Here is a 23,168-nt window from a genome sequence, read left to right as displayed (position 1 = left end):
CCCACCGGGGTACGAACGTCCCGGCGGGAACGTCAGCGGTTCAGCGGCGCCGGGATCAGCCGAGCTTGGCGAGCTGGGCGTCGCTGATCTCCGCGGGGAACGGGAAGTCCTTGCCGGTCCCGGCGGAGGCGAGGTTGAGGACGGTGAAGGAGGCGACGGTGGAGCCCTTACGGGTGACGACCACCTTGACCGGGAACTCGTCGCCGTCGTCGCCGACCATCGTCATCGTCATCGCGACCGCCTCGTCGGCACCGCCGGGCGCCGCGTCCTCGGTCACCTTGGCGATCTTCGCCTGCTCACCGACGGCGGTGAAGGCGAATCCGCCGGCGCACGCGCCGGCGGCCTTCTTCACGTCCGCGAGGACCGCCTGGGCGCCGCCGTCGTCGTAGGTGGCCAGCGTCACCAGGGCCTTGTCCAGGTCGAAGGCGTCGCCGATGGCCTCCTCGGCCGACGTGTCCGCGGACGGCTTCTTCGGCGCCTCCGTCCAGCTCCGCTTCACGGTCGCCGCCGGCTCGCCCAGCGGGACGCCGGTCTCGGCGAAGGCGAGCGGCTCGCACTCCGCCTTCTCCCCCTCGACCTTGTCCTTCTCGACGTTGTCGGCGGCCGACACCTCGGTGACCTTGCCGTTCTCGACGTCCGCCTGCGCCAGGGCCGCCTTCTCCAGCTCGGCGGTGGTGAGCGCCTCGGCGGCGGCGGGGGCCGCGGAGGCGGTCGAGCCGCCCTCGGCCTTGGCGTCGCCGCCCTTCTCGCCGCCGTCGTCGGAGGAACCGCCGCAGGCGGTGACGAGCAGGGCGAGGGCGGCGGCGGAGGCCGCGAGGGCGGTACGGCGGACGGCGGTCGGTCTCACGTAGGTGACTCTTTCTTCCAGATCGCGGAGGTTCCGCGCACACGTGCGCACACCGTACGCACAGCCGGCCCAAAGATGATCACTCGTGCGTCACCCCGGTATCCGACCGTTGCGCCGACGTGATCTCCCGCCGGGGGCGGGAGCCGACGTGACACACCCCACCCGCCGCCCCGTGCGAAGTCCGTTAACAATGGACTGTGATCTCTCCGGTCCCCTCGATGCCCCGGAGCGCCCACCGGCAGCGGCCGGAGGCGACTCCCTACGTCGACCTCACCCGTCCCGAGTGGAGCGCGCTGCGCGACAAGACGCCGCTGCCGCTGACCGCCGAGGAGGTCGAGAAGCTGCGCGGCCTCGGCGACGTCATCGACCTCGACGAGGTGCGGGACATCTACCTCCCGCTGTCCCGGCTCCTCAACCTCTACGTCGGCGCCACCGACGGCCTGCGCGGCGCGCTGAACACCTTCCTCGGCGAACAGGGCTCCCAGTCGGGCACCCCCTTCGTCATAGGGGTCGCCGGCTCGGTCGCGGTCGGCAAGTCCACCGTCGCCCGCCTGCTCCAGGCGCTGCTGTCCCGCTGGCCCGAGCACCCGCGCGTGGAGCTGGTCACGACCGACGGCTTCCTGCTGCCCACCCGGGAGCTCCAGGCCCGCGGCCTGATGTCGCGGAAAGGTTTCCCCGAGTCGTACGACCGCCGGGCCCTCACCCGGTTCGTCGCCGACGTCAAGGCGGGCAAGGCCGAGGTGACCGCCCCGGTCTACTCCCACCTCATCTACGACATCGTCCCGGACCGGAAACTCGTCGTGCGCCGCCCCGACATCCTGATCGTCGAGGGCCTGAACGTGCTCCAGCCCGCGCTGCCCGGCAAGGACGGCCGCACCAGGGTGGGGCTCGCCGACTACTTCGACTTCAGCGTGTACGTCGACGCCCGGACCGCGGACATCGAGCGCTGGTACCTCAGCCGCTTCCGCAAGCTGCGCGCGACCGCCTTCCAGGACCCGTCCTCGTACTTCCGCAAGTACACCCAGGTGTCGGAGGAGGAGGCACTCGACTACGCCCGGACCACCTGGCGCACCATCAACAAGCCCAACCTGGTGGAGAACGTCCTGCCGACCCGGGGCCGGGCCGCCCTGATCCTGCGCAAGGGGCCCGACCACAAGGTGCAGCGGCTCAGCCTGCGCAAGCTGTGACGGCGGGGCGGCCGGCCGGGCCGGCCGTCCGCCGCCGTGCGCGGGCCCCGGGGGCGCGGGGGCGCGTGCCGCCGGCGCTCGCGCACGCGGCGGGCGTGACCGCGGCCCGGCGGACTCCGGGCGGGCACAACGCGAAGGCCGGGCGAAACGCGAGGAGCCGGGCACAACGCGAAGGGGCGGGCACAACGCAAAGGGCGGCCCCTCCGGGCCGCCCTCGCGCACCTCCGCGTCCTCAGCCGAGCGCGGACTTCACCGCGTCGGCCAGCCGCCCGGCCACCGACCGGGCCTGCTCGATGTCCGCCGCCTCGACCATGACCCGCACCAGCGGCTCGGTCCCCGACGGACGCAGCAGCACCCGCCCGGTGCTGCCCAGCTCCCGCTCGGACTCCGCGACGGCGGTCGCCAGCTCGGCGGAGGTCGTCACCCGCGACTTGTCCACGTCCGGCACGTTGATCAGCACCTGCGGCAGCCGCTCCATGACGGCCGCGAGGTCCCGGAGCGTACGGCCGGTCTGCGCGACCCGCGCCGCCAGCATCAGGCCGGTCAGCGTGCCGTCGCCGGTGGTGGCGTGGTCGAGGACGATGACGTGCCCGGACTGCTCGCCCCCGAGCGCGTAGCCGTGGGCCTTCATCTCCTCCAGGACGTACCGGTCACCGACGCCGGTCTGCACGAACCGGATGCCCTCGCGCTCCATGGCGAGCTTGAAGCCCAGGTTGGACATGACGGTCGCCACGACGGTGTCGGACCGCAGCGCCTCGCGCTCCCGCATCGCCAGCGCGAGCACGGCGAGGATCTGGTCGCCGTCCACCTCCGCGCCGGTGTGGTCCACGGCCAGGCAGCGGTCGGCGTCGCCGTCGTGGGCGATGCCCAGGTCGGCGCCGTGCTCGACGACGGCGGCCTTGAGCAGACCGAGGTGGGTCGAGCCGCACCCGTCGTTGATGTTGAGGCCGTCCGGCACGGCACCGATGGTGACCACCTCGGCCCCGGCCCGCGCGAAGGCCTCGGGCGAGACCCGGTGGGCCGCGCCGTGCGCCTCGTCGAGGACGATCTTCAGCCCGTCGAGGCGGTTCGGAAGGACACCCACGAGGTGGGCGACGTACTGGTCGAGCCCCTCGTCGTAGTCCCGCACCCGGCCCACACCGCCGCCGGTCGGGCGGTCCCAGGGGGCGCCCGTGCGGTGCTCGGTGTAGACGGACTCGATGCGGTCCTCCAGCTCGTCGGCGAGCTTGTGGCCGCCGCGGGCGAAGAACTTGATGCCGTTGTCGGGCATGGCGTTGTGGCTCGCGGAGAGCATCACGCCGAGGTCGGCTCCGAGCGCGCCGGTCAGGTGGGCCACCGCGGGCGTCGGCAGCACGCCGACCCGCAGCACGTCCACGCCGGCGCTGGCCAGGCCCGCGACCACGGCGGCCTCCAGGAACTCCCCGGAGGCGCGCGGGTCCCGGCCGACCACGGCGGTCGGCCGGTGTCCGGCGAAGGTTCCCGCCTCGGCCAGTACGTGCGCCGCGGCGACGGAGAGCCCGAGCGCCAGCTCGGCCGTCAGATCCGCGTTGGCGACACCGCGCACGCCGTCCGTGCCGAAGAGTCGTCCCACTTGTCCTCCTGAGGAAACGTCAATTCCGGGAGCCGGCCGCACGTGCGGCCCACGCGGCCGGCCTCCGTGGTCACGGACACGCGCCGTAACGCCTTGTCCGGCCATCCGATCACACAAGCCTGAGAGCTTCTGAACGTCTTGTGTCGTTATACGCCCAATGACGGGGATAAACGAACGCCCCGGCAGCACAGTGGCGTGCCGCCGGGGCGTTCGGAGTACAGGCAGCGAAGCTTAGCGCTTGCTGTACTGCGGGGCCTTGCGGGCCTTCTTCAGACCGGCCTTCTTCCGCTCGACCGCGCGGTCGTCGCGGCGCAGGAAGCCGGCCTTCTTGAGGGCGCCGCGGTTGTTGTCCACGTCGGCCTCGTTCAGGGCGCGGGCGACACCGAGACGGAGCGCACCGGCCTGGCCGGAGACGCCGCCACCCGCGATGCGGGCGATGATGTCGTAACGGCCCTCGAGCTCGAGCACCTTGAAGGGCTCGTTGACTTCCTGCTGGTGCACCTTGTTCGGGAAGTAGTCCTCGAGGGTGCGACCGTTGATCTTCCACTTGCCGGTGCCCGGGACGATCCGGACACGGGCGATGGCGTTCTTGCGACGGCCCAGGCCGGCGGCCGGCTGGGGCTCGCCGAAGGCGGAGGCCATGGACTCCGAGGTGTACTCGCCCTCGACGGGCACCTCGGACTCGGTGGTGTAGCTGTCGATGTCGATCTCTTCGAGCGGCTGCTCGGCAGTGGTCTCGGCCACGATGCTCCTCAGATTCTCTTCAGTCTTAGGGGGTGGCCGGACTTACTGCGCGACCTGGGTGATCTCGAACGGCTGCGGCTGCTGCGCGCCGTGCGGGTGCTGGTCACCCTTGTAGACCTTCAGCTTCGAGAGCATCTGACGGCCCAGGGAGTTCTTCGGGAGCATGCCCTTGACGGCCTTCTCGATGGCCTTCTCCGGGTTCTTGTCCAGCAGCTCGTCGTAGCGCACGGAGCGCAGACCGCCCGGGTAGCCGGAGTGGCGGTACGCCATCTTCTGGGTCCGCTTGTTGCCGGAGAGGTGCACCTTGTCGGCGTTGATGATGATGACGAAGTCACCGGTGTCGACGTGGGGCGCGTAGATCGGCTTGTGCTTGCCGCGCAGGATGGAGGCCGTAGTGGTGGCCAGACGACCCAGGACGACGTCCTGAGCGTCGATGACGTGCCACTGGCGCGTCACATCGCCGGGCTTGGGGCTGTACGTACGCACGGTTCGTAGCCTTCGCTTCTTCAGTGAGTGGTCCTGACATGGTCACCGAAGACGATCACGACAGCCTTGACCGCACCGCGGTGACGCAAACCGCGTGCTGGTCGCTGGTCATCGGTCCCGGTGGACCGGTGTAAGGGCCCCTCACGTGAGAATGAGCAAGCCAATACACATACGACTGTGCAGAATACCCGGGGCCCCACGGCCGGGTCAAAACGGAGTGGCCGGGGCCCGCTCGGGCTCCGGCGCGCGCCCGGCGTCCGCGTGATCGTCCACGGCCGCCTCGCCGCCCCGGGCCCGCAGGGCGACCGCCACCGCCAGCACGCACAGCGTGAACGCGTCCTTGAAGGCCCGCCGCTGCTCCGACTCCAGTCCGGGCCAGGTCAGCCCCGGTGCCTGGGGCACCAGGGCGACCCAGAACCAGGGCCCGCGGGCCACCGCGCCGGCGTACGGCAGCCCGGCCAGCAGCAGCGGCAGGACGACCAGGAGGTAGTGGTCGTAGGAGGGCCGGGAGACGAGGAACGCCGAGAGCATCAGTCCCGCGGCGGTCTCCGCGAGCCGCGGCGGTCCGGGGTCGGCGCGGCGCCAGCGGACGTACGCGCACAGCACCCCCGCCCCGGCGGCCGCCACCGCGACTCCCCCGGCGAGCCGCGCGGGCACGCCCAGCCGGGGCAGCACGGCGGCCGGGGAGGCCTCGTAGAGCCGTACGAAGCCGTCGTCGCCGTGGAGCAGGAAGGGCAGGGTGCGGGTGAGGAAGCCGGCCGGGTCGGGCATCAGCAGCGCCGCCGCGCCGGAGACCAGCACGGGCACCAGGACGACCGCCGCCAGCGCCCGCCACCGCCCGGCGAACAGGAAGAGCAGGAGTACGGGCGCGAGCAGCGGCTTCAGCGCCACGGCGGCGCCGATGACCACGCCCGCCGCCGTCCACCTCCCCCGGCCGGCCAGCAGCAGGGCCGCCGGCAGGGCCACCGCCGCCGTCACCGTCCAGTTGCCGAGGCGCACCAGGTGGCCGAACGGCGCGAAGCCCAGGGCGAGCCCGGTCAGCCCGAGCACCGCGAGCCGGCTGCGCGGCGGCACGCGGTGCAGCCGCAGCGCACCGGCCCAGGCCAGCGCCAGCAGGGCCGTCACCGCGCACGGCGCCAGCACCCGCAGCACGTCCGGAGGCAGCAGGGCCTGCGGGACGGCGGCGAGCACCGCGCCCGGCAGGTAGAGGAAGTGCGGGTCGTCGTACGGGGAGCCGCCGGCCAGCCAGGTGCGGGCCGCCCGCACGACGATCGCGTTGTCCATCCCGCCGCCCGAGGTCACGCGTACCGCGTGCGCCGTGGTGGCCGCCAGCACCGCCCCGAGCACCGCCCACAGGGGCCCGCTCGCCGGTCGCACCAACCACCCGGAGATGTCGCTTTTGCCCGTCCGCATGAACGGAACGCTAGGCGCTGCCGGGCTCCGGGAGCCGCACCAGCACGCCCCTCGGCCCGTCTAAGACCGACCGGCAAATGGATCACTTGAGGCGGCGGCTGGTGGGTCGGCCATCCCAGCGGTAGCGGCTGCGTGCCTGCCAGATCAGCATGCGAAGCGTGACGAGGGTAGCGGCGAGGTAGAGGTAGAAGTCCACGACCCTGCCGTTTCTCTCGGTGCAACGCCGAAGCTTGCCGTAGCCGTTCATCCACGAATGCGTGCGCTCGACGGGCCAGCGCCTGCTGGCCTGGATCGGGGCGGGCATGCCCTTGCGGGCGATCTCGGCAGCGAACCCCAACTCGGCTATCAACGCACGGGACTTGATGCTGTCGTAGCCCCGGTCGAGGTTGACGTTCACGGTGTCCGGCAGCATGCCAACCTGCTCCTGCGCGGCGTCCAGGGTCAGTCCGAGCAGTGGCGAGTCATGCCTATTAGCCCCCTCGGAGACGATCCCCAGCGGGACGCCGCGGGCGTCGCAGGCGGCTGAGCGCTTCAGCCCCTGCTTGCCCCGGTCGACCGGCGAGCGGCCGGCCTTCTCCCCGCCGGACGGGGCCTTGGTGATGCAGCCGTCCACCGAGATCTCGCCAAGGTCGAGGCCGATCATCCGGTCGTAGGCGTCCAGGGCGAGAGCGTGCAGCGCTTTGGAAATCCCTTGCCGCGACCACTCTTTGAGGCGTCGGCGGATGGTGCGGTCCGAGCACCCGGGCGTGGAGATCCGCTCGTAGCCGGAACCATGGACCAGCGCGAGCACGACGTGCTCGAAGACGGTTCGGTCGGGGATCCGGCGGCGGTGACAGCCCAGCGGGTGGCCGACGACAAATTCCTCCCGGACGGGGAGGAGCGCGGCGAACTGGTCCCACAGGGGTTCGAGCAGGCAAGCTGGCAGCGCGGGCACGGCCGTCCTTCGTGATGACTGAGCGCAGAGATTACGAGCATGAGGTACGCGCAGGGCTGCGGGTCGACTCACCCTGAGCTCAGGGCAGGTTCACCACGGGAGGTTCCCGGATCGGTCGATGAACTGTCCCGTCGGCCCATCCGGGCCGATCGTCGCGAGAGTCACGATGGACTCTGCGCCGTCGGCGACGCTGTGTCCGATGCCGCCGGTGAAGTCGGTCGCGGTCTGCCCGGGGTCTGCGGCGTTGACCCTTACGTCCTTCAGTTCCCTGGCGTACTGCGTCGTGAGCATCGTGACCGCGGCCTTCGAGGCGCAGTAGAGGGGCAGGGCATACTGCGACTCGATCCGTGCCGGGTCCTGGGTCATGCTGAAGGAGCCCATCCCGCTGGACACGTTGACGATGACGGGGTTCGGCGACTTGCGCAGCAGCGGGAGGAAGGCGTGCGTGACGCGCACGATCCCGACGACGTTCACGTCGAGCACGGCGCTCACGTCGGCCGCGGTGTACTCCTCGACGGGGCCGACCTTGCCGAGGACGCCGGCGTTGTTGACCAGGACGTCGATCGTTCCCTCATGCGCGGCGACATCCGCGGCCGCGGCCTGGACTGAGGTGTCGTCGGTCACGTCGATCTGAACGAACCGGGCGCCGAGCGACTCGGCCGCGGCCCGACCGCGCTCACGGTGGCGAGCGCCGAGGAGGACGGTGTGCCCCGCCTCGATGAGGCGACGAGCGGTTTCAAAACCGAGGGACTTGTTGGCCCCGGTGATGAATGTGGTGGTCATGCTGGCTCCTCCTGGTTCGAACAGCACGGTCGTGCGCTGTTCACGCACTCCAGGCTGGGCCTCTAGGAGGGCTGGCGGGAGCTACGGGACTTCCTGGTACCGCGCGTACCACCCAGCAGCCCGGTCCACCGGGCGCGTCAGAAGGCGGGCCTTCATCCCTGAGGAGACACCCTCTGGATCCCAATGGCCGCAAGGAATTCGAGTTTGCTGCGGGCGTCGGTGCCTGGCTGCGGCGTGTACACCACGAGGCGGAGGTTCGTGTCCTGGGTGTTGAGGATGTCGGAGTTCATGGCGATGTCTCCGACATCCGGGTGCTGGACGAGTTTGTGCGCACTCTGGTGACCGCCCACCGCTCGGCGGCCCCACAACTCGCGAAACTGTGGGCTGAGGTTCAGCCTCGATACCAACGCCGCGAGGTCGGGATCGTCGGGGTACCGGCTCGTCGTCGCGCGCAGGTCGGCGACGAGGGACTCCTCGAACGCCACCCGCTCGGCCGCCGTCTGCCGGACCCGGGGCAGCTCACCCAGGAACTGCCAGACCAGGACGTTGCGATCTCCCACACCGCGGACCGTGGGATCGCCGAACGTGGCCGCGAACAGCGGATTCCAGTGCAGCAACTGCCAGGTGGCGTCATAGATCGCCAACGGGTTGCCGGCGAGCTGGTCCACGATCCGGTACAGACTCCCTGGGATCACTCGCGGAACCCGGCTCGGACCCGTTGTGTGGCCGGCCATGCGCAATAGGTGAGCATGCTCGTCATCGGACAGGTGCAGGGCGCGAGCCAGGGCCGAGCAGACCTGCGCCGAGGGCGTCGCGACCCGTCCCTGCTCCAGCCGGACCACGTACTCGACCGAGATGCCGGCCAGCGTTGCCAGCTCCGCGCGTCGCAGACCGGGGACCCGACGGGGTGAGCCGTGTGCGAAGCCCACCGTCGCGGGGTCCAGCCGGTCCCGCCACGCCCGCAGCGCGGCACCGAGTTGATCCATGCACACCATCCTCCCGCACACCCCGCCCCGCTGGGTGGTACGCCCTGTACCACGAAGTCCCGTAGCTCCCGCCGACGCTCCCCGGCGCTCAGTATCGAGTCGTGAACAGCGCACAACGATGCTGTTCGGACCTGGAGGAGCAAACATGACCACCACGTCGAACCACTACGTCACCGTGCTGTGGGAAGCCCGGGCCAAATCCGGGAAGGAAGCCGCGATGAAGGCGTTCATGACAGGCGCCGTCACCGCATCGCGCTACGACGCGGGCAACATCGACTACGAGGCTCACCAGGTCGAGGGACAACCGGGCACGTTCGTCATCTTCGAGCGCTGGGAGAGCCGCGAGGCCCTCGAAGGCCACCTGCAGGCACCCCGCATGCAGGACCTGGTGCCCCAACTGCTGGAACTGATGGACGGCAGCGTCGAGGACGGGATCCGCTTCCTGCAGCCGTTCCGCCCGGCGCGGTAGGCCGCCCCGGAGCACGGCGGTCGTGATCGTTGTCCTCCGACGCTGAGCGGTTTCGAACAGCAAAACGGCAGCGCGGGCACGGCCGTCCTTCGTGATCACTGAGCGTAGAGACTCCATGATCACGTGGACCCGTGCCTGCTCTGCATCCTCCCCCACACCCGATGCCTATTGCCGGTCGTTCTAAGATGCGGCCCATGAGCTTTGGGCAGGGGGGACCTCAGTCGCAGTGGGATCCCTGGAAACCTCAATCGCAGCAGCAGCCCTGGAGCAGTGGCGACGGTGACGGCTCCCCGGACTGGGCCGCCCTCGCCGAGGCCTCCGAGGCCCGGGCCAAGCGGCGCCGGCTGCTCTTCATCGGGGGTGGCGCGCTGGCCACCGTGGCGATAGCCAGTGCCGTCGCCGTGGCGGTGGTCTCGGCGAACGGCTCGGGCCAGGCCTCGGACGGTGCCTCCTCGCAGCTCCCCGCGACGGCGGACCTGCCGAGCGCGACGGCCGCGGCCCCGTCCTTCGCCCCGACCAGCGCCCCGCCGCCGCTGGACCCGAAGGACTTCGTCTCCAGCGTGCAGAAGGACAAGGCGCCGCTCAGCCCCGACCTGCTCTTCTCGGGCACCCAGCTGACCATGGGCGAGACGGTCTACAAGAAGGGCCCGACGGCCGACACCCGCACCTGCGGCTCCGCCGCGCAGAAGACGCTCCCGAAGGTGCTCACCGACAACGACTGCACCCGGCTGATACGCGTCACCTACACCGAGGGCGACGTCGCGGTGACGGTGGGCGTGGCCGTCTTCGACACCGAGGCGCAGGCCTCGAAGGCCAAGCAGCAGGCCGACGGGAAGAGCATCATCCGCTCCCTGTCCGGCGGCGGGGTGACGTCCTTCTGCACCGGCGCCGTCTGCCGCTCCACCACCAACTCCTACGGCCGCTACGCCTACTTCACCATCGCCGGGTTCACCGACGGCAGGAACGTGACGGAGAAGACGACGGAGGTCTTCCGGACGGGCGACGACCTGGCCGAGTTCGCCTTCCGCCAGATCCACCGCCGCGGCGAGGCCCAGGCCTCGGCGGCCGCGGAGGGCTGACCCCCCGCCGCCGTCAGAGCCGCTTGGCGCTGCGCAGGGTCTTGGCGTAGTAGCCGTTGCCGTCCAGGCGGGAGACGCCGCCCACGTCGCCGATGGTCGGTCCGTTGACCTCCTCCCGGCTGGAGACGAAGATCAGGTGACCCTCGGTGTCGTAGCCGAGCACCATGCCCACGTGGTCCAGCCGCTCCTTGGTGCGCGTGTCGAGCTTGAAGAAGACCAGGTCGCCGGGTTGAAGCTGGTCGATGGCGGAGGGCCGGTCGTCCGGCGACACCCCGGCCAGCGGGAGGACGTCGACGCCCTCCTCGGAGCGGGCCATGCCGTTGGCGGTGCGCGGCAGGCCGTCGCCGGCGGCGTCGGAGGACATCAGCGGGTAGCGGGCGCGGTAGCCGAGCACCATGCGGATGAAGCCGGAGCAGTCCAGGGCCTTGGCGCGCATGGCCTCCGGCGTACCGGTCGAGCCGTCGCGGAACGGGTACGGGACGCCGAGGTAGTCGTAGAAGTCGGACTGCTCCAGGCGCAGGTCGCCGCCCTCTGCGCCGGTGGTGTTCAGCGGGCCGAAGTCCGCGTCACCGGCGTAGACGACGCCCTGCTCGTCCTTCTTCTGCGGGGCGCCCGCCACGTACTGGAAGGCGAAGGCGAACAGGTCGTCCTCCTTGCTGTCCTCGTACTCGGCGTACCACTCCTTGAACCACTTCTCCTTCTCGGCCCCCTTCTTCCACACCTCGGGCATGAGCCGGACCCAGTCCGTGGTGGAGACCTTGGAGGAGGTCGAGACGGGCTCCTCGAAGGTGCGCGCCGGGCCGGTCAGCGTGGCGGTGCGCGCCCCGTCGGTGAGCACGGCCCTGATCCGGCCGTCCGCGTCGCGCAGTACGGAGCGCGCCGGGTTCTCCAGCCGCGACCAGCTCTCCGAGCCCGCGTCCTTCGCGGCGCCGCCGTCGCCGGAACCGCGGGCCCCGTCCAGGACACCGACGTTCCTGACCTCCGTGACTCCCGTGTCCTCCTGCTTGCGCAGCTCCAGGGTGAGGTAGCCGGAGGTGCCGACGAGCGCCAGCACCACGAGGCCCGAGACGACCGGACGCGACTTCTTCTTGGCTTTCGCTGCCATGGTTTGCTCCTCCTCGGTTCTCAGACGGTGGGCATGACGCCGAGCAGCAGACCGGCGGCGACGACGATGTAGGCCATGAGGGAGACCGTTCCGGTGGCCAGCAGGGTGGCCCCCTTGGGCTGGCGCACCATCTGGTAGGCGACGAGGCCGGGCACGATGAAGCCGAGGGTCTGGTTGCCGTACAGCAGCGGGAACTCGATCGAGAGCACGATCATCACCGTGGCCTGGAGCAGCACGCCCAGCAGCACCACCGCGGCGAACAGCCGCTTGCCGTAGAGGATCACCAGCCGCTGCATGATCTTGGTGCCCGCGTAGGTCAGCGCCGTGACGCCCACCATCATGGCCGCGCGCTGGAGGTCCTCGATGAGGGTCAGCGCGATCCAGCCCGGCGTGATCATGCCGCCGGGGGACAGGTTGGTGGTGAGGTAGCACAGCAGGGAGAAGAACAGGCCTATGGCGATGCCGAGGGCGGCCATCTCGGGGGTGAGTGCGGCGGTGGTCAACGGGGTCTCCGGGCAGGTGGGCGGGGGGTGTCGCCGTGGGGGTCGTCGTCGTGCGCTTCGTCGTGAGGCGGCCAGGTCGCCGGAGCGGGGGCGTACGGCCCGTACCGCTGCTGTTCGTAGTGCTGCGGCTGGTGCTCCTGCTGCCGGTACTCGTGCGGCTGGTACTCGTGCCGCCGGTCCTCCTGCTGCCGGTACTCCTGCGGCTGGTACTCCTGCCGCCGGTCCTCCTGCGGTGGGTAGTCCTGCCGCCGGTACTCCTGCTGCTCGTGCTCCTGCCGCCCGTACCGCTCGTCGTGCCCCTGCTCGTACCGGCCGTGCTGCCGCCCGTACGGTCCCGTCGGCTGGGCCGGGATGCGGACCACCGGGATCTCCTGGGTCTGCGAGGCCTGGTAGCGCTCCTCGTGGGCCGTCGGGTAGGAGGCGAACGGGTCCAGGCGCGGCGCCTGGGCGGGAGCCGCGGCGGCGGGGCCCGGAGCGGCGTCGTCGGCGTCGCTGTCGTCGGCCGGCAGCTCGGCGAGGAACTCCAGGAGTTCCTCGCCCTGACCGTGGATGTTGCCGATGGCGACCAGGGAGGAGCCGTCGGACATGCGGTCCAGCAGGGCCGGCATGAACTCGTCGGCCGACCGACGCTCGCCGCCCAGGTCGACCGCCTTCTCCCGCCACTGGGCGGGGATGGCGTCGATGGCGCTCTTGGACGGGTGCCCGATCACGAAGACGTTGTCCGGCTGCAGGTCGGGGATGATCTCGCCCATCTGCCCGTTGCGCTCGACGCGGTCCGGCCGGCAGTTGATCACCACGTTGAGCGGGCGGCGGATGGCGCCCAGGTCGAGCAGCTGGTTGATGTTCATCAGCGTCGACTCGGGGTCGTTGGCCGCGAAGACGTTGGCGAAGGCGAGCCGCTTGCCCTCGGGCGCCACGTAGCGCTCCACGGAGAGCACGCCCGGGTCCGGCGGGGCGTCGTACATGCCCTGGAGGGCGACCTGCCGCTCCACGCCGACCAGCTCGGCGACGACCAGCGCGATCGCCACGTTCTCCTTGAAGGTGAACCAGCTGAAGCCGCGCAGCTCCTCGTCGGTGACCATCTCCGGGTCCGCGTAGACCAACTGGCAGTTACGGGCGTCCGCCTCCTCCTGGAGGATGTGGAAGCGGTCCTTCTCGGCGGTGACGCAGATGCCGTTCTCGGGCATCGAGCGGCACAGCGAGCGGGCCACGTCGTCCAGGGTGGGGCCCATCTCCGCGAGGTGGTCCTCGCGGACGTTGCAGAGCACGCCGATCGTGGAGCGGATCAGCTTGCTCTGGTTGACCTCCTGGAGGGCCGGCATGACGGCCATGCACTCGATGACCAGCGCGTCGGGGCGGTAGGTGGCCGCCCGGCGGACGATGCCGATCTGCTCGACCACGTTGGCGATGCCGAACTTGCGGTAGACCGGCTCCTCGGTGGCGTCGGGGTGGATGAAGCGGGCGGCCGTGCCGGTGGTCTTGGCCACGGTGACCAGGTCACCACCGCGCAGCGCGCCCGCGCACAGCCGGGTGATGGAGGACTTGCCGCGAATGCCGTTGACGAGGACGCGGGAGGGGATGGAGTGCAGGGCCGCGTAGTGCCGGCGCTGCTCCAGGATGCCCGCGGCGAGCAGGAACAGGCTGCCGGCCAGCAGGACGAAGTACAGGTAGAGCACGTGGGATCACCTTCCTCCGGCGCCGGGCCGGGACTCGGCGGGCCGGCGTGCCTGGTTCTGGCGGCGGGCCTGCAGCTGCTGGCGGAGCAGTTCGAGGCTGCGGACGACGGCCCCGACCTCGTCCTGGTAGCGGGGGTAGTGCACGGTCTTGAGGTCTCCGTCGGCGAGTTTCTCGGCGCTGGTGGCCAGGGCCCGCAGCGGACGGGCGACGACCAGGTACACCCAGCCCAGGCAGACGACGATCGCGGCGAGGCCGAGCAGCCCGGCGAGCACACTGCGGTCCTCGCGCTCGTAGGCGGCGATCTCGAAGCGGTCGGCGTCCTGGCTGCTGACCACGGTCCAGCCGATGCCGGAGGCGATGCCGCCGCCGGAGAAGGGCGCCGCGGCGGCCACGGTGACGTCGCCGCCGTCCCGGAGGAGCAGGCCGTTCTCGACGGGGCCGGCGCCGACCCGTACGTTGCCCGCGCGGACCAGGTCGGTCAGGGCGTCGCCGGGCAGCTTCTCGAAGGCCAGGAAGCCGTCGCTGGCGGCGACGGTCCGCGCGTCGGCGTCCACCACCCGGACCTCGCCGAGGCCCGGCCGGTTCAGCAGCGAGTTGAGGAACTCCACCCGCACCTCGCCGACCAGGGTGGCGCCCTTGTGCTCGGGCACGAGGGCGCCCGCCTGGATCACCGGCTTCTTGTCCCCCTCGCCCGAGACCCGGACCAGCGGCAGGTCCGCGTCGTCGCTCCAGTCGTGCGGGTCTCCCCCGGCGCGGGCGGCGACCTGGCCGTCGGCGTCCACGACGTACAGGGCCTGGTAGCGGGTGTGCTCCGCCAGGGCGTCGGTCAGCAGGTCTCCGGTGGCCTTCGCATCGTCGACGTCGATCAGCCGGGAGGTGGACACGAGGTCGGCCTGGGCCTCGTTCAGCGCCCGGCGGACGCGGTCGGCGATCAGGTCGGTGCGGTCGCGCTGGTCGTTGACGATGGTGGCGGGCACGCTGACCGAGCCGTCGGTGCGGTTGAGCAGCAGGCCGACCGGCACGCACCACAGCAGCAGCACGACGGCGGTCACCGCGAGGGGCACGCGCACGCCGAACCGGACCCTGCCGCCGCCCGTGCCGGCCCCTTCGCCGACGCCGCCGAGCCGTGCCCGCACGCGCTCCAGCGCGGCGCCGATCCGGGCGGCCTCGCCCCAGCGGGGCACCGCGACGGGCCGGGTCAGATCGCCGCGGGCGAGGCGGCGGGACTCCAGGAACAGCCGCAGCAGCGGACGCTGCACGGCCGCCCACAGCACGGCCGCCGCCAGCAGCCCGAGCACGACCAGCGCCCCGGCCACGACCAGCCCGTACAGCTCCCGGCCCGTCTCGGCGGCATCCTGCTGCTGGACCACGGGCAGCATGGCCACCACGGTGAGCCCGAGGCCCGCGGCGACGCTGTCCTTCTCCTCCGGGTCGGAGGAGGCGAGGGAGGCGTACCCGGCGGTGGTGACCCTGCCCGCGTAGTCGTCGCCCAGCAGGGTCCCGCTGACGCCGGGGTAGCCCCGGGAACCGGGCTCCCTGGCGCTGACCGGGTGTTCCTCGGTGCGCTGGGCGGCCTGGTCGGCGAGGCGGGACATCTGCTTCTGGAGGAAGGCCAGTTCCTCGCGCTGCTTGTCCGAGTTGAGCGCCTCGGACTCCTCGAACCCGGCCGTGGCGAGGACTTCGCCGTCGCGGGCCACGACCGACATGGTGCGGAACGGGCCCATGTTGATGGCGGGCACGGACAGGCTGTTGGACGCGATCAGCAGTTGCTGCGGCCCGTCCTTCCAGTCGAGGAGCACCATCGTCATCAAGCGGACGTCGCCGGTCTCCAGCCGCACCATGCGCGGGGCGAGGGCGTGCTCACCGGTGAGGACGTCCTTGTCGAGCCAGGCGAGAGGAATCCTTTCACCTCGCGCGGCGAGCACGTCCCCGCTCTCCAGGTCCAGCACCGTGGTGCCGGTCCACTTCTGGTAGGTCTTCCCGAGGTCGGACAGGACGCGCTCCGGCTCGACCCGCGGCCCCGCGTTCAGCGCGGCGGCGGTGCGCTGGAGGTCGGTCACCCGTTCGTCGACCGAGGCGCGCAGCGCGATGGCGCCGTCCTCCGCGAAGTACTGCTGCGACGTGAGCACCGCCTTGGGCACCAGCGCGTCATCGCCGGGACCGAGGACCTTCGCGGTGAGTCCGGCCAGCGCGAGGATCAGCAGACACAACAGGGCGATCGGGGGACGGATGCCGCCCAGAAGCGGCATGTCCGCACGTCTGCGGCTGCGTCGCCGCCCCTTCCGCCCGGAGTGCGCGGCACGACTCGATGTCACCTGTCTTCTTCCTTGGTTGCTACGGGGTGTCCAGCGCGCGCTGGACGCGCCGCTGCTGCGGTCGTGCGACGCCATCACTTGAAAGACTGAGAAGTACTGACAAGGTTGTGCTCTCGGCACGGAACGAGCTGTGTGGCTCGTCACTCCTCCAGGGACAACGGCTTCAGGCCGTCGCCACCCGGAGCACCGCGGTTGTAGAGGAACCCGCTGGTGCGGTCGGCCGCGAGCCGGTAGCGGGCGAGCCGCTCCTCGGAGAGGTCGCCCGGCTCGTCCAGCACGGCCTGAACGTCCCTCACCCGGTGGTCCTCGACCACCCCGTCCGGCAGTTCCTCGCCGGGCTGCGCCTCGGGCGGGACCTCCACGAGCGTGGTGCGGTACCGGGCGGTCACGTCCCACCCCTCCGCCGTCTCCCGGAACTCGAACCAGCCGATGACCCCCTCCTCGGTGATCCCGCTGGGGGTGGAGTGCCGGGCCGCCTGGTTGCCGAGGCTGTAGGCGACCCAGGTCCCGTCGACCTTCTGAATCGGCTGCACCACGTGGGAGTGGTGCCCGATGACCAGGTCGATCCCCGTCTCCTCACTGATCCGCTGCGCCAGCCGGATCTGCGAGGTGCTCGGTTCGTTGTAGTACTCGGCCCCCCAGTGGACGGACAGGATGACCACCTCGGCGCCCTTGTCCCGGGCCCGGCTCTCGGCCTTCGTGATCCCGTCCCAGTCCGTGCTGTTGAGCGCCCAGTCCTCGCTCTTGGGCGTGGGGTGGACGAAGGACTCCCAGGAGTAGGCGAGGTGCGCGACCTTGACACCGTTGACGTCACGGATGTTGATCCGCTCCGCCTCCTCGGGCGTACGCGCCGACCCCGTGTGGCCCAGCCCCACCTCGTCCATGGCGTCGAGCGTGTTCCGTACGCCCGTCATCCCGTGGTCGAAGGTGTGGTTGGAGGCCGTGGAACAGGTGTCGTACCCCACATCCTTCAACGCCGTCAGGATCTGCGGCGGGACCAGGAATTCGGGGTACCCCTCGAAGGGGCCCTCGGGCTTGCCGACGGGAGTTTCCATATGACAGATCGCCAGGTCGGCCTCGCTGACGACCGGCTCCACCCCGGCGAGCAGCGGGCCGAAGTCCAGCCCGGCCTCGCCCTCACCGCTCTCCTCGGCGTCCTTGGCCGCCTGCTCCACCAGCTCGGGGTGGATGAGTACGTCACCCGCGGCGGCCACGGTGAACGAGCGCCCGCCCGGCTTCGCCTGCGGCTGCGCGGACTCGGAGCCGCACGCCGTGGTCACGAGGGCGGCTGCCGCCCAGGTCGCTACGACACGACCCATACGGAGAGACTTACGGAATGTCACCGAAACATGTTCACATGAGCCTCATAGCTGACCCTGCCTCTACCATTACAAGACAGTCACGCTTTGTGTGCGTTTTCGGACTGATCGGTGCCATCCTGGCGCTGACCGGCTGTCAGGCGTCGTCCGAACCCTCCGCCGAGCCCTCGCAGCCGAAGGCCCGTGAGCTGGTCGACCTGCGCGGCCGCATCCTGGCGTACACGGGGGACCTGGACCCCGACGGCCCCTACGCCCCGCCCGACGACGAGCAGCGCGCCCGGCTGGCCCGCGGCGTCGGAAGCCTGCTGGAGGGGAACGCGCGCGAGGCCGAGCGCCTGCTCGCCCCGGTCGGCCTCGGCGTCACCCGGCTCACCGACACCGATTCCGGCCGGCGCTACGACGAGATCGCGGCCACCGGCTCGGGCGAGAGTACCCGGTGGGGCCGGCTGTACCTGAACGCCGACTCCCGTGTCCGCTGGAGCGCGCAGGTGCCGCACCCCGTCTCCGACCGGGACACCGAGGAGCTGGGCGTGCGCCTGCTGGAGGACACCCCGGGCGGCGCGCTGGTCCTGGCCGGCGCCCACCGCCGGGCCGGACGCGGCGACGCCGCCGACGTGGCCCACCGCGAGGACAGCGCCTTCCACCACATCGTCCTGGAGCTGCAGGAACGCGGTGTGCCCGGCATCCAGCTGCACGGCTTCGCCGAGTCGACCACGGACCGCTACGACGCGGTGCTGTCCACCGGTGCCGCCGAGAGCGCCCCCGGCGAGGTCTCCGCCCTGGCGGACCGGATGGAGTCGGACGGGCTGCGGGTCTGCCGGGGCTGGTCGGCGCGCTGCCCGCTGGAGGGCACCACCAATGTCCAGGGCCGGGCGGCCCAGCGGCAGCACGCGACCTTCGTCCACCTGGAACTGGCCCCCGACGCCCGGGGCGACGGCCGGGACGCCGACGAGGCCGGGGACGCCGTCGCCGGACTGCTCAGCACCTGGGCGGAGGACTGACCGGCACCCGCCCGCGCTCAGCAGCAGCCGGCCCCCGGCAGGGACCGCCTGTTCCGCGCCTCCCTGTTCCGGGCGGCCAACAGCTCGTCGGCCGGGTAGCCGACCTCCTCCAGCGTCAGCCCGTGCGGCCGTACGACGTGCACGGCCGAGTCCCGTACGCCGGCGGCGAGCACCTTCGCCGGCCAGTCGGGCCCGCGGTGGCCGTCGCCGACGAACAGCAGCGCCCCGATGAGCGAGCGCACCATGTTGTGGCAGAAGGCGTCGGCCCGGACGGTGGCGGTGACGATCCCGTCGTCCCCGCGGAGCAGGCTCAGCTCCTGCAGCGTCCGGATGGTGGTGGCCCCCTCCCGCTTCTTGCAGTAGGCGGCGAAGTCGTGCTCGCCCAGCAGTCCGCGGGCGGCCTCGTTCATCGCGTCCACGTCGAGGGGCCAGTCGTGCCACAGGACGTGGCCGCGCAGCAGCGGGTCGACGCCGCCGGGGTGGTCGGTGACCCGGTAGGCGTAGCGCCGCCAGACCGCGGAGAACCGGGCGTTGAAGCCGCTCGGCGCCTCCCTGAGGGCCCACACGCGCACGTCCCTGGGCAGCCGCCCGGCGAGCCGCTTGAGCAGCTTCACGTGGTGCTCGGCCCAGACCTCGCGCGGCAGGTCCACGTGGGCGACCTGGCCCCGGGCGTGCACCCCGGCGTCGGTCCGCCCCGCCACGGTCAGCTCGTACGTCTCCCCGGACCGGGTGACCGTCCGCAGCGCGTCCTCGATCTCGCCCTGCACGGTCCGCCGCCCGCCGGCCTGCTTGGCCCAGCCGGAGAACGCGGTCCCGTCGTACGACAGGTCCAGCCGCAGCCGCACGTGCCCGGCCTCAACTTCGTCACTCACCCAGAGATCCTCTCAGCACACACGAAAGCGGGCCCGCCCCTCGAAGGGAACGGGCCCGCAACGCCCTGAAGGGGCGCGGGGAACCGCGCGAGCGACCACGACGAAGCCGCAGCCGCCGGCCCGCGGCCCCCGGCAGAACGCTTACGCGTCCTTCGACTCCTCGGCACCGGCCTCGTCGTCGGCCTTGGCCGTGTCGACCTTGGCCGTGTCGACCTTGGTCTCGGTGGCCTCGGTGGTCCCGGCGTCCTTGGCGGCACGCTTCGTCGCGGCCTCGGCCTCGCCGGTGGCCTCCTGCGCCACGGTCAGCGCCTCGACCAGCTCGATGACGGCCATGGGCGCGTTGTCGCCACGGCGGTTGCCGATCTTGGTGATCCGGGTGTAGCCACCGGGACGGTTCTCGTAGCGCGGGCCGATCTCGGTGAAGAGCGTGTGGACGATGCTCTTGTCCGTGATCACCTGGAGCACCTGGCGGCGGTTGTGAAGGTCGCCCTTCTTCGCCTTGGTGACCAGACGCTCGGCGTACGGACGCAGCTTGCGCGCCTTCGCCTCGGTGGTGGTGATGCGGCCGTGCTCGAACAGCGACTTCGCGAGGTTCGCGAGGAGCAGCTTCTCGTGCGCAGCGCTCCCGCCCAGACGGGCACCCTTGGTGGGCTTCGGCATGGTGTTTCTCCTAGGTGTCTGCCCCGGCCGTATCAGGTACCGGAGTCAGTGTCCGAGCGGGCGATCGCCCGTCGGAGATCCAGGCCCCCGAAGGGGCCTGGAAAGGGCGCGGAGCGGTGCCGGCGTGCGGCCTGGCCGCCGTCGGCGGCCCACCCGCGCCCGCGTACGAACCGCGAGTCCCGAGCGCTCAGTACTGCTCGGTCTCGACGAAGCCCGCGTCCGCGTCGTCGTCCGCACCGAAGGCGTCGGCCGCGGCGGTCGGGTCGAATCCGGGAGGCGAGTCCTTGAGCGCCAGACCCATGCCCGCGAGCTTGGCCTTGACCTCGTCGATCGACTTCGCACCGAAGTTGCGGATGTCGAGCAGGTCGGCCTCGGACCGCGCCACCAGCTCACCCACGGAGTGGATGCCCTCGCGCTTGAGGCAGTTGTACGACCGGACGGTGAGCTCCAGCTCCTCGATCGGCAGCGCCAGATCGGCGGCGAGCGCGGCGTCCGTCGGGGACGGACCCATGTCGATGCCCTCGGCGTCGATGTTCAGCTCGCGGGCGAGACCGAACAGCTCGACCAGGGTCTTGCCGGCCGACGCCATGGCGTCGCGCGGACGCATGGCCTGCTTGGTCTCGACGTCGACGATCAGCTTGTCGAAGTCGGTGCGCTGCTCGACACGCGTGGCCTCGACCTTGTACGTGACCTTGAGGACCGGCGAGTAGATCGAGTCGACCGGGATGCGCCCGATCTCCTGACCGACCTGCTTGTTCTGCACGGCGGAGACGTAGCCGCGACCGCGCTCGACGGTCAGCTCCATCTCCAGCTTGCCCTTGCCGTTGAGCGTGGCGAGGACGAGGTCGGGGTTGTGCACCTCGACACCGGCCGGGGGCGCGATGTCGGCGGCGGTGACCAGACCCGGGCCCTGCTTGCGCAGGTACATCACGACCGGCTCGTCGTGCTCCGAGGAGACGACCAGCTGCTTGATGTTGAGGATCAGGTCGGTGACGTCCTCCTTGACGCCCGGCACGGTGGTGAACTCGTGCAGGACACCGTCGATGCGGATGGACGTGACCGCCGCACCCGGGATCGAGGACAGGAGGGTCCGGCGCAGGGAGTTGCCGAGGGTGTAGCCGAAGCCCGGCTCCAGCGGCTCGATGACGAACCGGGAGCGGAACTCGTCGACGACCTCTTCGGTCAACGAGGGACGCTGAGCGATCAGCATGTGGTGATCCTTCAGTCAGGGGCGCCCGCTATTTGACGCCCGACTACTACTGCAAGGGTACGGGCGGTACGACCCGAAGGAGCCGTACCGCCCGGAAACCCTGGTGAAGCGATGGAGCGGTGAAGCGGGTCAGACGCGACGACGCTTCGGCGGACGGCAGCCGTTGTGCGGCGTCGGGGTGACGTCCTGGATCGAGCCGACCTCGAGGCCGGTCGCCTGGAGCGAACGGATGGCGGTCTCACGACCGGAACCCGGGCCCTTGACGAAGACGTCGACCTTGCGCATGCCGTGCTCCTGCGCGCGACGGGCAGCCGACTCGGCGGCCATCTGCGCGGCGAACGGCGTGGACTTCCGGGAGCCCTTGAAGCCGACGTGGCCGGCGGAGGCCCAGGAGATCACGTTGCCGGTCGGGTCCGTGATGGACACGATCGTGTTGTTGAACGTGCTCTTGATGTGCGCGTGGCCGTGAGCGACGTTCTTCTTTTCCTTGCGGCGCACCTTCTTGGCAGCGCCCTGACGACCCTTGGGGGGCATGTCGTTCTCCTACGGGAGGTGGTCGGTCCTACAGCGAAGACCGCTGATGAGCGTCCGCTGAGGACTACTTCTTGCCCGGCTTCTTCTTGCCGGCGATCGCGCGACGCGGACCCTTGCGGGTACGGGCGTTCGTGCTGGTGCGCTGACCGCGGACGGGCAGGCCACGACGGTGACGCAGACCCTGGTACGTGCCGATCTCGACCTTGCGGCGGATGTCGGCCTGGACCTCGCGACGGAGGTCACCCTCGGTCTTGATGTTGTTGTCCACGTACTCGCGGATCGCGACGAGCTGCTCCTCGGAGAGGTCGCGAACGCGGGTGTTCGGGTCGACGCCGGTCGCGGCCAGCGTCTGCTGCGAAAGCGTCCGGCCGATGCCGAACACGTAGGTGAGGGCGATCTCCACGCGCTTTTCGCGCGGGATGTCGACACCGGAAACGCGTGCCATTCAATGGCTCCTGGTGATCTTCGGAGGTCTTCCACAGGACCGGCTCCCCGTCCGCCGTACTAGGTACGGACAAGGTCCCCGGCCTCCGAACCGGGGGTGTCGGGCAGGTGCGCCCGGGTCCTGCGTATGAACAAATTCAGCTCGCGTCGCGCGAATCCCTGCGAAGAAGATGCAGAGGGTTCGGTCGGTCGAACGTCAGCCCTGGCGCTGCTTGTGGCGCGGGTTGTCGCAGATGACCATGACCCGACCGTGACGGCGGATCACCCTGCACTTGTCGCAGATCTTCTTGACGCTCGGCTTGACCTTCATGGGTGTGAGGTTCTCCGGGTCAGTTGCCGGCGGGCCCACGCGAGAGCCGCGCGGGACGTGGGCAAGATCTACTTGTACCGGTAGACGATCCGGCCACGCGTCAGGTCGTACGGAGACAGCTCCACCACGACCCGGTCGTCAGGGAGGATGCGGATGTAGTGCATACGCATCTTGCCGCTGATGTGTGCCAGGACCTGGTGGCCGTTCTGGAGCTCCACCTTGAACATGGCGTTCGGGAGAGACTCGACGACAGTGCCTTCGATCTCGATGGCACCTTGCTTCTTGGCCACGCTTCGCCCTTCGAATCGACTACCTTGATCGACTCGCGTACGCCGTACGAGCGCATGCAGGCATGCGGGTGCACGAGAGCCGACGAGTCAGTCTACGTCAGCACACCCGGAAAGGCGAAACGAGGAAGTCTGCCCCACCCGGGTGATCGTCATGCGGGAGGCGCCGCCCGGAGACGGGACCCTCCCGGCGGCGGGTCCGGCGTCGTCGCGACGCCCGGCGCCGCGAGCTTCGCCCCGCCCCTCGTCAGGCGCCGTCGGGGCCGGCGGCCCCTGCCCCGCCCGCGCCACGGAGGGCGTCCGGCGGGACGCCCTGGGAGGTCGCCCGGGGGCCGTCGGGTCGTGACGGCCGTGTGCCGTCCGGCCGGTCCTCCACGCCCCTGTCGCGGGCTCGGCGCCAGGGCGCCTCACC

24 protein-coding genes are annotated in these 23,168 nt (G+C 70.9%); 4 read left to right on the top strand and 20 right to left on the bottom strand.

The window, feature by feature from the left end:
• Nucleotides 1-55: 55 nt before the first annotated feature.
• Nucleotides 56-847: a hypothetical protein gene (locus ACVV2G_RS15640; RefSeq protein WP_453843276.1), complete on the bottom strand. Its 792-nt coding sequence runs from the start codon at nt 845-847 to the stop codon at nt 56-58.
• A 218-nt stretch (nt 848-1,065) separates the two neighbouring features.
• Here ACVV2G_RS15640 and coaA point away from each other — a divergent pair, with 218 nt between their 5' ends.
• On the top strand, nt 1,066-2,034 hold the full coding sequence (coaA, locus tag ACVV2G_RS15635) for a type I pantothenate kinase (protein ID WP_453843312.1): 969 nt from the start codon (nt 1,066-1,068) through the stop codon (nt 2,032-2,034).
• Nucleotides 2,035-2,266: 232 nt separating this feature from the next.
• Here the strand turns inward: coaA and glmM are convergent, their stop codons facing one another.
• The 7 genes from glmM to ACVV2G_RS15600 form a co-directional block, all read right to left on the bottom strand.
• A complete protein-coding gene (gene glmM / locus ACVV2G_RS15630; protein ID WP_453843275.1) occupies nt 2,267-3,625 on the bottom strand; it encodes a phosphoglucosamine mutase in 1,359 nt (452 codons plus the stop codon).
• 231 nt (nt 3,626-3,856) lie between these two features.
• The gene (rpsI, locus tag ACVV2G_RS15625) at nt 3,857-4,369 is read right to left on the bottom strand and encodes a 30S ribosomal protein S9 (RefSeq protein ID WP_052839842.1); all 513 of its coding nucleotides are present in this window, start codon (nt 4,367-4,369) and stop codon (nt 3,857-3,859) included.
• A 42-nt stretch (nt 4,370-4,411) separates the two neighbouring features.
• Entirely contained in the window at nt 4,412-4,855 is a 444-nt protein-coding gene (gene rplM / locus ACVV2G_RS15620) for a 50S ribosomal protein L13 (protein ID WP_453843274.1), read from the bottom strand.
• Between the two features lie 207 nt (nt 4,856-5,062).
• On the bottom strand, nt 5,063-6,268 hold the full coding sequence (locus ACVV2G_RS15615) for a glycosyltransferase 87 family protein (protein ID WP_453843273.1): 1,206 nt from the start codon (nt 6,266-6,268) through the stop codon (nt 5,063-5,065).
• An 82-nt stretch (nt 6,269-6,350) separates the two neighbouring features.
• The gene (locus ACVV2G_RS15610) at nt 6,351-7,202 is read right to left on the bottom strand and encodes an IS5 family transposase (RefSeq protein WP_453843272.1); all 852 of its coding nucleotides are present in this window, start codon (nt 7,200-7,202) and stop codon (nt 6,351-6,353) included.
• Nucleotides 7,203-7,292: 90 nt separating this feature from the next.
• A complete protein-coding gene (locus ACVV2G_RS15605) occupies nt 7,293-7,985 on the bottom strand; it encodes an SDR family NAD(P)-dependent oxidoreductase (RefSeq protein ID WP_453843271.1) in 693 nt (230 codons plus the stop codon).
• 152 nt (nt 7,986-8,137) lie between these two features.
• Nucleotides 8,138-8,971, bottom strand: coding sequence for a helix-turn-helix transcriptional regulator (locus tag ACVV2G_RS15600; RefSeq protein WP_453843270.1), 834 nt, complete (start codon nt 8,969-8,971; stop codon nt 8,138-8,140).
• Between the two features lie 145 nt (nt 8,972-9,116).
• On the opposite strand from ACVV2G_RS15600, the gene ACVV2G_RS15595 reads away from it, so the two are divergent.
• Nucleotides 9,117-9,440 carry a putative quinol monooxygenase gene (locus tag ACVV2G_RS15595; protein WP_453843269.1) on the top strand — a complete coding sequence of 108 codons (324 nt, stop codon included), beginning with the start codon at nt 9,117-9,119 and terminating at the stop codon, nt 9,438-9,440.
• A gap of 194 nt (nt 9,441-9,634) precedes the next feature.
• Nucleotides 9,635-10,519: a hypothetical protein gene (locus ACVV2G_RS15590; protein ID WP_453843268.1), complete on the top strand. Its 885-nt coding sequence runs from the start codon at nt 9,635-9,637 to the stop codon at nt 10,517-10,519.
• A 13-nt stretch (nt 10,520-10,532) separates the two neighbouring features.
• Here ACVV2G_RS15590 and ACVV2G_RS15585 read toward each other — a convergent pair whose 3' ends face one another.
• The 5 genes from ACVV2G_RS15585 to ACVV2G_RS15565 form a co-directional block, all read right to left on the bottom strand.
• On the bottom strand, nt 10,533-11,624 hold the full coding sequence (locus tag ACVV2G_RS15585; protein WP_453843267.1) for a C40 family peptidase: 1,092 nt from the start codon (nt 11,622-11,624) through the stop codon (nt 10,533-10,535).
• 20 nt (nt 11,625-11,644) lie between these two features.
• Nucleotides 11,645-12,127 (bottom strand): poly-gamma-glutamate biosynthesis protein PgsC/CapC, encoded by a 483-nt coding sequence (locus ACVV2G_RS15580; protein WP_184761006.1) that lies wholly within the window; start codon nt 12,125-12,127, stop codon nt 11,645-11,647.
• Nucleotides 12,124-13,803: a poly-gamma-glutamate synthase PgsB gene (gene pgsB, locus ACVV2G_RS15575; RefSeq protein ID WP_453843266.1), complete on the bottom strand. Its 1,680-nt coding sequence runs from the start codon at nt 13,801-13,803 to the stop codon at nt 12,124-12,126. Before pgsB ends, ACVV2G_RS15580 begins: the two co-directional genes overlap by 4 nt.
• Before the next feature lie 6 nt (nt 13,804-13,809).
• The gene (locus tag ACVV2G_RS15570; protein WP_453843265.1) at nt 13,810-16,053 is read right to left on the bottom strand and encodes a HAMP domain-containing protein; all 2,244 of its coding nucleotides are present in this window, start codon (nt 16,051-16,053) and stop codon (nt 13,810-13,812) included.
• A gap of 206 nt (nt 16,054-16,259) precedes the next feature.
• A complete protein-coding gene (locus tag ACVV2G_RS15565; RefSeq protein ID WP_453843264.1) occupies nt 16,260-17,438 on the bottom strand; it encodes a CapA family protein in 1,179 nt (392 codons plus the stop codon).
• Nucleotides 17,439-17,455: 17 nt separating this feature from the next.
• Here ACVV2G_RS15565 and ACVV2G_RS15560 point away from each other — a divergent pair, with 17 nt between their 5' ends.
• Nucleotides 17,456-18,439 (top strand): hypothetical protein, encoded by a 984-nt coding sequence (locus ACVV2G_RS15560; RefSeq protein WP_453843263.1) that lies wholly within the window; start codon nt 17,456-17,458, stop codon nt 18,437-18,439.
• 17 nt (nt 18,440-18,456) lie between these two features.
• Here ACVV2G_RS15560 and truA read toward each other — a convergent pair whose 3' ends face one another.
• The 7 genes from truA to infA all read right to left on the bottom strand — a co-directional run bounded on the left by truA (nt 18,457) and on the right by infA (nt 22,759).
• Nucleotides 18,457-19,311 (bottom strand): tRNA pseudouridine(38-40) synthase TruA, encoded by an 855-nt coding sequence (gene truA / locus ACVV2G_RS15555; protein WP_453843262.1) that lies wholly within the window; start codon nt 19,309-19,311, stop codon nt 18,457-18,459.
• A gap of 141 nt (nt 19,312-19,452) precedes the next feature.
• On the bottom strand, nt 19,453-19,971 hold the full coding sequence (gene rplQ, locus ACVV2G_RS15550) for a 50S ribosomal protein L17 (protein WP_453843261.1): 519 nt from the start codon (nt 19,969-19,971) through the stop codon (nt 19,453-19,455).
• 187 nt (nt 19,972-20,158) lie between these two features.
• Nucleotides 20,159-21,181: a DNA-directed RNA polymerase subunit alpha gene (locus ACVV2G_RS15545; protein ID WP_003966937.1), complete on the bottom strand. Its 1,023-nt coding sequence runs from the start codon at nt 21,179-21,181 to the stop codon at nt 20,159-20,161.
• A gap of 129 nt (nt 21,182-21,310) precedes the next feature.
• Nucleotides 21,311-21,715 (bottom strand): 30S ribosomal protein S11, encoded by a 405-nt coding sequence (rpsK, locus tag ACVV2G_RS15540; protein ID WP_003948617.1) that lies wholly within the window; start codon nt 21,713-21,715, stop codon nt 21,311-21,313.
• A gap of 64 nt (nt 21,716-21,779) precedes the next feature.
• Complete coding sequence (gene rpsM, locus ACVV2G_RS15535) at nt 21,780-22,160, bottom strand: 30S ribosomal protein S13 (RefSeq protein WP_003974244.1); 381 nt, start codon at nt 22,158-22,160, stop codon at nt 21,780-21,782.
• A 195-nt stretch (nt 22,161-22,355) separates the two neighbouring features.
• Complete coding sequence (gene rpmJ, locus ACVV2G_RS15530) at nt 22,356-22,469, bottom strand: 50S ribosomal protein L36 (protein ID WP_003974245.1); 114 nt, start codon at nt 22,467-22,469, stop codon at nt 22,356-22,358.
• Nucleotides 22,470-22,537: 68 nt separating this feature from the next.
• A complete protein-coding gene (gene infA / locus ACVV2G_RS15525; protein WP_003948620.1) occupies nt 22,538-22,759 on the bottom strand; it encodes a translation initiation factor IF-1 in 222 nt (73 codons plus the stop codon).
• Nucleotides 22,760-23,168: the final 409 nt, after the last annotated feature.

The organism is Streptomyces sp. JK94 (genome assembly GCF_053613315.1).
This window is presented reverse-complemented; position numbering and strand designations above follow the sequence as displayed.

What these genes read in the sequence shown, in the direction of transcription:
- ACVV2G_RS15545 (WP_003966937.1), bottom strand. Translation starts at nt 21,181, where the DNA reads ATGCTGATCGCTCAGCGTCCCTCGTTGACCGAAGAGGTCGTCGACGAG.
- ACVV2G_RS15615 (WP_453843273.1), bottom strand. Translation starts at nt 6,268, where the DNA reads ATGCGGACGGGCAAAAGCGACATCTCCGGGTGGTTGGTGCGACCGGCG.
- coaA (WP_453843312.1), top strand. Translation starts at nt 1,066, where the DNA reads ATGCCCCGGAGCGCCCACCGGCAGCGGCCGGAGGCGACTCCCTACGTC.
- ACVV2G_RS15560 (WP_453843263.1), top strand. Translation starts at nt 17,456, where the DNA reads ATGTCACCGAAACATGTTCACATGAGCCTCATAGCTGACCCTGCCTCT.
- ACVV2G_RS15565 (WP_453843264.1), bottom strand. Translation starts at nt 17,438, where the DNA reads ATGGGTCGTGTCGTAGCGACCTGGGCGGCAGCCGCCCTCGTGACCACG.
- ACVV2G_RS15570 (WP_453843265.1), bottom strand. Translation starts at nt 16,053, where the DNA reads ATGCCGCTTCTGGGCGGCATCCGTCCCCCGATCGCCCTGTTGTGTCTG.
- ACVV2G_RS15590 (WP_453843268.1), top strand. Translation starts at nt 9,635, where the DNA reads ATGAGCTTTGGGCAGGGGGGACCTCAGTCGCAGTGGGATCCCTGGAAA.
- ACVV2G_RS15585 (WP_453843267.1), bottom strand. Translation starts at nt 11,624, where the DNA reads ATGGCAGCGAAAGCCAAGAAGAAGTCGCGTCCGGTCGTCTCGGGCCTC.
- rpmJ (WP_003974245.1), bottom strand. Translation starts at nt 22,469, where the DNA reads ATGAAGGTCAAGCCGAGCGTCAAGAAGATCTGCGACAAGTGCAGGGTG.
- rplQ (WP_453843261.1), bottom strand. Translation starts at nt 19,971, where the DNA reads ATGCCGAAGCCCACCAAGGGTGCCCGTCTGGGCGGGAGCGCTGCGCAC.
- rpsM (WP_003974244.1), bottom strand. Translation starts at nt 22,160, where the DNA reads ATGGCACGCGTTTCCGGTGTCGACATCCCGCGCGAAAAGCGCGTGGAG.
- ACVV2G_RS15595 (WP_453843269.1), top strand. Translation starts at nt 9,117, where the DNA reads ATGACCACCACGTCGAACCACTACGTCACCGTGCTGTGGGAAGCCCGG.
- rpsK (WP_003948617.1), bottom strand. Translation starts at nt 21,715, where the DNA reads ATGCCCCCCAAGGGTCGTCAGGGCGCTGCCAAGAAGGTGCGCCGCAAG.
- ACVV2G_RS15605 (WP_453843271.1), bottom strand. Translation starts at nt 7,985, where the DNA reads ATGACCACCACATTCATCACCGGGGCCAACAAGTCCCTCGGTTTTGAA.
- ACVV2G_RS15600 (WP_453843270.1), bottom strand. Translation starts at nt 8,971, where the DNA reads ATGGATCAACTCGGTGCCGCGCTGCGGGCGTGGCGGGACCGGCTGGAC.